8 protein-coding genes and 1 pseudogene are annotated in these 7,745 nt (G+C 73.7%); 3 read left to right on the forward strand and 6 right to left on the reverse strand.

What is annotated here, in order from left to right:
* Positions 1-25: 25 nt before the first annotated feature.
* From ACFRMQ_RS34990 to cobU, 4 genes and pseudogenes are all read right to left on the reverse strand, one after another.
* Positions 26-1,528 (reverse strand): leucyl aminopeptidase, encoded by a 1,503-nt coding sequence (locus tag ACFRMQ_RS34990; RefSeq protein ID WP_380734829.1) that lies wholly within the window; start codon positions 1,526-1,528, stop codon positions 26-28.
* A gap of 257 nt (positions 1,529-1,785) precedes the next feature.
* Entirely contained in the window at positions 1,786-2,577 is a 792-nt protein-coding gene (locus ACFRMQ_RS34995; protein ID WP_380734830.1) for an adenosylcobinamide-GDP ribazoletransferase, read from the reverse strand.
* A gap of 116 nt (positions 2,578-2,693) precedes the next feature.
* Positions 2,694-3,818: a nicotinate-nucleotide--dimethylbenzimidazole phosphoribosyltransferase gene (locus ACFRMQ_RS35000; protein WP_380734831.1), complete on the reverse strand. Its 1,125-nt coding sequence runs from the start codon at positions 3,816-3,818 to the stop codon at positions 2,694-2,696.
* 31 nt (positions 3,819-3,849) lie between these two features.
* Positions 3,850-4,407, reverse strand: a pseudogene (gene cobU, locus ACFRMQ_RS35005) (bifunctional adenosylcobinamide kinase/adenosylcobinamide-phosphate guanylyltransferase); the annotation flags it as partial.
* Between the two features lie 108 nt (positions 4,408-4,515).
* Here cobU and ACFRMQ_RS35010 point away from each other — a divergent pair.
* The gene (locus ACFRMQ_RS35010) at positions 4,516-4,716 is read left to right on the forward strand and encodes a hypothetical protein (RefSeq protein ID WP_380734832.1); all 201 of its coding nucleotides are present in this window, start codon (positions 4,516-4,518) and stop codon (positions 4,714-4,716) included.
* 66 nt (positions 4,717-4,782) lie between these two features.
* Here the strand turns inward: ACFRMQ_RS35010 and ACFRMQ_RS35015 are convergent, their stop codons facing one another.
* Both ACFRMQ_RS35015 and ACFRMQ_RS35020 read right to left on the reverse strand, forming a co-directional pair.
* Positions 4,783-5,523, reverse strand: coding sequence for a class I SAM-dependent methyltransferase (locus ACFRMQ_RS35015; RefSeq protein ID WP_380734836.1), 741 nt, complete (start codon positions 5,521-5,523; stop codon positions 4,783-4,785).
* A 179-nt stretch (positions 5,524-5,702) separates the two neighbouring features.
* Positions 5,703-6,302 (reverse strand): DUF3043 domain-containing protein, encoded by a 600-nt coding sequence (locus ACFRMQ_RS35020; protein ID WP_380734833.1) that lies wholly within the window; start codon positions 6,300-6,302, stop codon positions 5,703-5,705.
* Positions 6,303-6,603: 301 nt separating this feature from the next.
* Here ACFRMQ_RS35020 and ACFRMQ_RS35025 point away from each other — a divergent pair, with 301 nt between their 5' ends.
* Positions 6,604-7,410, forward strand: a complete 807-nt coding sequence (locus ACFRMQ_RS35025) for a PspA/IM30 family protein (protein ID WP_380734834.1) — start codon at positions 6,604-6,606, stop codon at positions 7,408-7,410.
* Positions 7,411-7,448: 38 nt separating this feature from the next.
* Positions 7,449-7,742, forward strand: coding sequence for a hypothetical protein (locus tag ACFRMQ_RS35030; RefSeq protein WP_380734835.1), 294 nt, complete (start codon positions 7,449-7,451; stop codon positions 7,740-7,742).
* Positions 7,743-7,745 lie beyond the last annotated feature (3 nt).

A 7,745-nucleotide genomic window follows, 5' to 3' on the forward strand; every position in this document is an offset into this window, starting at 1 on the left:
GGCCCTCGACCGAGGGCCCGGGGGATCAGGCCTTGCCGTTCGCCTTCTGCTCGGCGAAGCGGACCAGGGTGCGCACCGCGCTCGCGGTGCCGCCCTTCGGGGTGTAGCCGTACGGCGCGCCCTCGTGGAACGCCGGACCGGCGATGTCCAGGTGCGCCCAGTCGGTGCCCTCGGCCACGAACTCCTTCAGGAACAGGCCGGCCACCAGGCCGCCGCCCATCCGCTCGCCCATGTTGGCCAGGTCGGCGATGGTCGACTCGGTGAAGCCCTTGCGCAGGTCGGCCGGCAGCGGCATCGGCCAGGACTGCTCGCCCGCCTCGCCGGCCAGCACGTGCAGCTCCTCGCGCAGCTCGTCGTCGTTGGCCATCACGCCGAAGGTGCGGTTGCCCAGGGCCAGCACCATGGCGCCGGTCAGGGTCGCCACGTCGATGATGACGTCCGGGTTCTCCTCGCCGGCCCGCACGAGCGCGTCGGCCAGCACCAGGCGGCCCTCGGCGTCCGTGTTCAGGACCTCGACGGTCTTGCCGCCGTACATCTTCAGCACGTCGCCCGGACGGGTGGCGGAGCCGGACGGCATGTTCTCGGCCAGCGCCAGCCACGCGGTCACGTTGACGACCAGGCCCAGGCGCTTGGCGGCCACCACGGCGGCGAACACGGCGGCGGCGCCGGCCATGTCGCACTTCATGGTCTCGTTGTGGCCGGCCGGCTTCAGCGAGATGCCGCCCGAGTCGTAGGTGATGCCCTTGCCGATGAACGCCAGGGTGGCCTTGGCCTTCGGGTGGGTGTAGGCCACCTTGACCAGGCGCGGCGGGTTGGCCGAGCCGCCGCCGACGCCCAGCAGGCCGCCGAAGCCGCCCTTGGCCAGCGCCTTCTCGTCCAGCACCTCGACCTTGAGGCCGTGCTCCTTGCCGGCCGCCTGGGCGATCGCGGCGAAGCTCTTCGGGTTCAGGTCGTTCGGAGCGGTGTTGACCAGGTCGCGGGCCCGGTTCATCTCCTCGCCGATCGCGGTGGCGCGCTCCACGGCGGCCTTGGCGTCCTTGTTGCCCTTGCGGACGGTCAGCACGACCAGCTCGCCGACCGGCTCCTTGCCGCTGCCGTCGGCCTTGTAGGTGCCGAAGGAGTACGAGCCGAGCAGGCCGCCCAGCGCGACCGCCTCGACGGCCTCCGCGGACTCGGCCGGCAGGGCCAGCGCGGCCTTCTTGGTGCCGGCCAGGGTGCGGGCGGCGACACCGGCGGCGCGGCGCAGCGCCTCCGGCTCGTAACCGTCCTCGGCGGCCTCGCCCAGGCCGACCGCGAGCACGAGCGCGGCCTTCAGGCCGGCGGTGGAGGGGACCTTGACGGCCTCGCCCTCGGCGCCGGTCGCGCCCAGGGTGCTGAGGACCTCGGTCAGCTTGCCCTCGAACGCCTCGTTCACGGCCTCGGCGCCGGGGGCCAGCACGATGCCCTTCGGCCCCTTCGCGACACCGACCACCAGGGCGTCCGCACGCAGCGAGGCGGCGGAGGAGGTGCTCACAGACAATGCAGTCACGTAATGCGTCCTGTTCTTTCGCGGTCCACGGCCGGCCACGGCGAGGCTGCCGCACCGGCGCAGCCTCCCGTCACGGGCCGTCCGTCGGCGGGCGTCCGGGGTCCGGGGCCCCTGGCGCGCGCGTCCGCCGGAGCGGCCGCGCACACCAGAGGCCCCGGCTCCTCGGTGCGCGCCGGGCGGGCAGGACCTGCGACGGTGCAGGGCTGCGGTGCTTCACGCATGGTAGTCCGCATGCTGGGATCACGCTCCGCCCGGTGTCAGCCGAGCAAAGCCAGGGCGAACAGCGAGGCGGTCGCGGCGGTCTCGGCCATCGCGCCGAGCACGTCCCCGGTGATCCCGCCGAACCTGCGCACGCACCGTCCGAGCAGCAGCCGGGAACAGCCCACGCCGAGCACAACGGCCAGCGGGAGGCGGAGGGCTGACCATCCGTCGAAGAGGCCGCACGCGGCCAGGACGAGCGCCGCGGCGGCCGTTCCGGCGGCAGCGGCGGCGGGCGCGACGGTGCTCGCCACCATCGCTCCGAGCCCGCCCGGCCGGGCGGCCGGCACCGACCGCAGACAGCCCCAGGCGAGCGCGCACCGGGCGGCCGTCGCCGAGGCGAGCACCGCGAGCGCGCCGCGTAGCGGAGAGTGACCGAACTGCCCGGCCAGTGCGGCGATCTGGGCGAGCAGGACGAGGACCAGGGTCAGTACGCCGAACGGACCGATGTCGGACTGCTTCATGATGCGCAGCGCGTCCTCGGCCGGCTTCCCGCTGCCGAGCCCGTCGGCGACGTCCGCCAGCCCGTCCAGGTGCAGCCCGCGGGTCAGTCCGGCGAGCACCGCCACCGCGGTGACCGCGCCGAGCGGTCCGCCCGCCCGCCAGGCCACCAGCGCCCCGGCCGCGGCCGCCATCGCCCCCAACGCCAGGCCGACCAGCGGAGCCGCCGTCATCGCCCGGGCGGCCGCGGCCCGGTCCCACCGCTCCACCCGGACCCGCAGGACGGACAGCGTCCCGAACCCGAACCGCAGGCCGTCGGCCCAGCCGGCCCGGTCGTCGGGGTCCGTCATGGGTGTGTTCCTCTCAAAGCAAGAACGCCCCTGCGAAGGGGCGTTCTTCGGACGGTCGGACAGTCAGGTCTTCGCCATGGTGCGGCGGAACCGGGTTCGGCGGAGGCCGCCCGGTCCTACAGCTTCCGCAGCAGGTCCGCCGCCGACGGCAGCCGCGGCTGCTCCCGGGGCACCCCGGGCGCCGCCGGCACGAACGGCTTCGGCGCCTCGTCCGCGAGCACGTCCCCCGCGGCCTGGAGCAGCGGCAGCGCCAGCAGCGCGCCGACGCCCTCGCCCATGGTGATGCCCTGCTCCTGCAACGGCGTCAGGGTCAGCCGGTCGTACGCCTTCGCCTGGGCGGGCTCGCCGCTGGACTGCCCGGCGCGCCACCACTCCGGGGCGCGGAAGGCGATCCGCTGCGCGACCAGCGCGCAGGCAGCCGAGACCACGCCGTCCAGCACCACCGGCAGCCGTCGGACGGCCGCCTGGAGCAGGAAGCCGGTGATCGCCGCGAAGTCGGCCCCGCCGGTGGCGCCGAGCAGCGCCAGCTGGTCGCCGAGCACCGGCCGGGCCCGCCGCAGCGAGTCCCGGATGGTGGCGCACTTGACCATCCACACCCGGTCGTCGATCCCGGAGCCGCGCCCGGTCACCGCCGCCGCGTCCGTCCCGCACAGTGCGCCGACCAGGACGCCGGCCACCGTGGTGGCACCGACCCCGAGGTCGCCGAGCAGCACCAGGTCGGTGCCGGCGTCGGCCTCCTCGTCGGCGACGGCCATGCCGGCCCGGAACGCCCGGACGGTCTCCTGCGGGGTGAGCGCGTCCTCGACGTCGATCCGCCCGGAACCGCGCCGGATCCGGTGGGCGACCACCTCGTCCGGGAAGTCGAGCGGGTCGGCGTCCACCGCGACGTCGACGACCCGGACCCGGGCGCCGTAGCGCGCGGCCAGCCGGGACACCGGGGCGCTGCCGTCGAGCACGGCCCGCACCCGGTCCGCGGTGCCGCCCTTGGCGGGCATCCGGGAGACCCCGAGCGCCGCCACGCCGTGGTCGGCGGCGAACAGCAGCACCTTGGGGGCGGAGATCGGCAGCACCGGGGAGCGCCCCTGCACCGAGGCGAGCCAGCTGCCCAGCTCCTCCAGCTTGCCGAGTCCGCCGCGCGGCCGGTCGGCCGCCTGCCAGCGTTCCTCGGCGGCCCGCCGGGCGCTCTCGTCGGGGCGCTCGACGAGCGAGGAGAACGTATCGAGATCCACGGTCGTGTCCATCGTCCGGAAGGCTACACGCCGAACGTGTTCGTCAAACGGCTGGCTTGACGGTCAGCACCTGGCCCGCCACCACCAGCAGGACCCGCTCCGAGGCGTCCGCGACGGCCATGTTGAGCCGGCCCAGGGTGTCGCGGAAGCGGCGGCCGGCGGCGGTGGCCGGCACGACGCCCATGCCGACCTCGTTGCTCACCGCGACGGCGGTCCGTCCGGTGACGGCCCAGGCCCGAGCCAGGGCCTCGCAGCGGCGGCCCACCGCGGCCTCGCCGCCGTTCGCCCAGACCTCGTCGTCCCAGGCGCCGCACTCGTCCATCACGGCGGTCAGCCAGAGGGCGAGGCAGTCGACCAGCACCGGCGCCGGATCGGCCGGGTCGGCCAGCACCGCCTCCAGGTCACAGGTCTCGGCGGTGCGCCAGCTCGCCGGCCGGCGCTCCCGGTGCAGCGCGACCCGCTGCGCCCACTCGGCGTCGCCGTCCCGGGTGCCGCCGGTGGCCACGTACAGGACGTCCGGGCGGTCGGCCAGCAGCTGTTCGGCGCGGGTGGACTTGCCGGAGCGGGCGCCGCCGAGCAGCAGCGTGCGGGGGAGCGGGGGTGGGGTCGCCATGCCACCCATCCTGCCGGACCAGGCATACGGAAGATCCGGCCGGGCAGGCTATGGTGCGCAGCAACACAGGCAGCGTGGTCAGTGGGAGGAGCCGGCATGGTCTGGACGTGGCGGTACGAGAAGGCGGACGGCAGCGCGGTGACGCCCGACGGCGGCCAGGAGGAGTTCGCCGGCCAGGGGGACGCCGAGACCTGGATCGGGGAGACCTGGAAGCAGCTCGCGGAGGGCGGTGTGGAGACCGCGGTGCTGCTGGAGGACGAGCGGGTCGTCTACGCGATGAGCCTGAGCGAGGCGTAGTCCCGACGGGGTGGAGCGGCCGGTGAGGCCGTTCCGCCCCGGTCCTTCCCCCGGTACGGGCCCGGGCTACTTGACCCCGATCACGTGCAGCAGCGCGGCGACCTGCCGGTACGGGTCGGTGCGGCCGGCCCGGTCCTCGGCCTCCAGGAGCTGGGCCAGCTGGCGCCCGTCCACCGGCGGGGCCGCGTCGGCCGGGGCGTTGTCGGTGAAGACCCGCACGCCGTACCAGTGGCGCAGCGGCACCGACACCTCGGAGAGGGTGACGGTGAGGTCGGCGAGCCGGTCGGCCCGTGCGGCCAGTCCGAGCCGGTTGTAGTACCGGTCGGTCTCGAAGGCGTGCAGGGCGGCCCGCCAGTCCCCGGCGGCCGCGGGCCGCAGGGCGAGCGCGTCGCGGTTGCGGACCAGCAGCGAGAGCAGCCCGCCGGGCGCCAGCAGCCGGGCCAGCGAGGCGATCATCGGATCGGGGTCGGGCAGGTACATCAGCACGCCGTGGCAGAGCACCACGTCGAAGCTGCGCGGGCCGAACCAGCGCCCGCACTGGTGGCCGTCGCCGCTGAGCAGCTGCATCCGGTCGCGGACCTCCGGCGGCTCCTCGGCGAGCGCCCCCTGGGCGGCGCCGAGCGCGGCCGGGTCCGAATCGAGCCCGGTGACGTAGTGGCCGGCCCGGGCCAGCCGCAGTGCCTGGGTGCCCTGGCCGCAGCCGATGTCGAGGACGCGCTGCGCGCTGCGGCCGGCCAGCTGCTCGGCGAGCTGGCGGGCGACGAGCTCCTGGCGGACGAAGTCCCGCAGTCCGCCGAACCGGTCCAGCCAGGCGGCGGTGCCGCCCGCGTAGGAACCGCTGCGCGAGGGCAGCCGGCGCTCCTGGGCCGACCGGTCGTGGCCGCCGGCCCCCTGCCCGGGGAACGAGCCGCCCTGCCCGGGAAGTGCGTAGAGGCCGGGCCCCTCCCAGGAGGGTGGGGCCCAGCCGGAGTCGACCGGTTCGGCGGTCAGGGCTTCTCCCCGCGCCGCACCTGCGGCTTGGGCAGTCGCAGGCGGCGCATCTGCAGGGTGCGCATGATGCCGTAGGCGACGGCGCCGCGGGTGTTCTCCCCGGCGAAGCGCTCGGCCAGCTGCTTGCGCAGGCCGAGGCCGAGGCGGACGAAGTCGAGGACCACGAACACGAAGAACAGCAGGAACAGCAGCGTGGAGAGCAGCTGGATGGCCTGCACCTTGACGATGCTCAGCACCAGGATGACCACGGCGGCTGGGAGGAAGAACTCGGCGAGCGACCAGCGGGCGTCCACGTAGTCGCGGGCGAACTTGCGCACCGGGCCCTTGTCACGGGCGGGCAGGTGGCGCTCGTCGCCGTTCATCAGCGCCTGGCGCTGCTTCTCGCGCTCGGAGCGCATCCGCTCGCGCCCCTGGCGGGCGGCCTCCTTGCGGTCCTTGGGGACCGTCACCCTGGTGCGCCGGTTGGCCTCGGCCTCGTTGCGCTTGGGGGTGGGGCGGCCCTTCTTGGCCTGCGGGTCGCGGGCCTGGGGCGTCTCGTCCTGCTTCTCCAGCACGGTGGCGGAGGCGGCGGCATCATCTGAACGGCGTCGGAACACACCACCAGCCTACGGGGTGCGGCGCGGCTTCCGAGGGTGCCCTCGGACCCGAACACATATCGGTACCGTGTGGTCGCCGTCCGAAACGGGTTCCCCGGGGCCTTCCCGTAGGGGATCAGTCGGATGGACGATGGGGGGTATGAGGGGCGGATCCACCCGGGGGAGGAGGAAACGCCCCCGGTCGCTGTAGCAGTCTTGTTGCAGGCAGGTGCACTGCGGCGACGGGCTCGCTGCACATACACTCGTCGTGTCTGGTAACGAGATAGAGACCGCAGGCCGGAGAAGGGGGCACCCGAGGCCCATGAGCGACGGAATCATGAAGCGTATGGGGCTGATCTTCCGCTCCAAGGCGAACAAGGCCTTGGACCGGGCGGAGGATCCGCGTGAGACGCTTGACTACTCCTACCAGAAGCAGCTCGAACTGCTGCAGAAGGTACGGCGTGGTGTCGCGGACGTCGCGACCTCGCGCAAGCGGCTCGAACTCCAGCTGACCCAGCTCCAGCAGCAGTCGGCCAAGTACGAGGACCAGGGCCGCAAGGCGCTGTCGCTCGGGCGCGAGGACCTGGCCCGCGAGGCGCTGACCCGCAAGGCCAACATGCAGTCGCAGATCACCGACCTGGAGACGCAGTACCAGCAGCTCCAGGCCGAGGAGGAGAAGCTCACGCTCGCCTCCCAGCGGCTCCAGGCCAAGGTGGACGCCTTCCGCACCAAGAAGGAGACCATCAAGGCGACGTACACGGCCGCCCAGGCCCAGACCCGCATCGCCGAATCCTTCTCCGGGATCTCGGAGGAGATGGGTGACGTCGGCCTGGCGATCCAGCGCGCCGAGGACAAGACCGCCCAGATGCAGGCCCGGGCCGGTGCCATCGACGAGCTGCTCGCCTCCGGCGCGCTCGACGACGCGAGCGGTCTCGGCCGCAAGGACGACATCGAGGCCGAGCTGGAGCGCGTCGCCGGCGGGTCCGACGTCGAGCTGGAGCTGGCCCGGATGAAGGCCGAGCTGTCCGGTCCGTCCTCGTCCGGCCCCGCCGCGATCGAGCAGGGCCGGCCGCAGCAGCAGCCCCAGCAGCAGCCGCAGGACACCCCGCGCATCAACTACAACAAGTGATCTGAGTTCGACCCCACGAAACCAGGGAGACGCACGGCATGATCATGAGGGTCATGGGTGAGGGGCAGTACGAGGTGGGCGAGGACCACCTGAACCTGCTCAACGAGCTCGACGCCGAGCTCGTCACCGCAGTGGAGTCGGGCGACGAGACGCTCTTCCGTCAGGCCTACGGCAAGCTCATCGAGGCGGTGAAGCAGTACGGCACCCCGGTGCCGCTGGATTCGCTGGAGCCGTCCGAGCTGATCCTGCCGAGTGCCGAGGCGACGATCGACGAGGTCCGCGAGCTGCTGATGGCCGACGGCGAAGGCGTGATCCCGGGTTTCCCCGAGTAGCAC

It is taken from the genome of Kitasatospora sp. NPDC056783, from assembly GCF_042789895.1.
Taxonomy (GTDB): domain Bacteria; phylum Actinomycetota; class Actinomycetes; order Streptomycetales; family Streptomycetaceae; genus Kitasatospora.

Bases quoted from the DNA above. Each gene is read 5' to 3' on its own strand.
- ACFRMQ_RS34995 (WP_380734830.1), bottom strand. From the start codon at position 2,577: ATGACGGACCCCGACGACCGGGCCGGCTGGGCCGACGGCCTGCGGTTC.
- ACFRMQ_RS35000 (WP_380734831.1), bottom strand. From the start codon at position 3,818: ATGGACACGACCGTGGATCTCGATACGTTCTCCTCGCTCGTCGAGCGC.
- ACFRMQ_RS35010 (WP_380734832.1), top strand. From the start codon at position 4,516: ATGGTCTGGACGTGGCGGTACGAGAAGGCGGACGGCAGCGCGGTGACG.
- ACFRMQ_RS35025 (WP_380734834.1), top strand. From the start codon at position 6,604: ATGAGCGACGGAATCATGAAGCGTATGGGGCTGATCTTCCGCTCCAAG.
- ACFRMQ_RS35030 (WP_380734835.1), top strand. From the start codon at position 7,449: ATGATCATGAGGGTCATGGGTGAGGGGCAGTACGAGGTGGGCGAGGAC.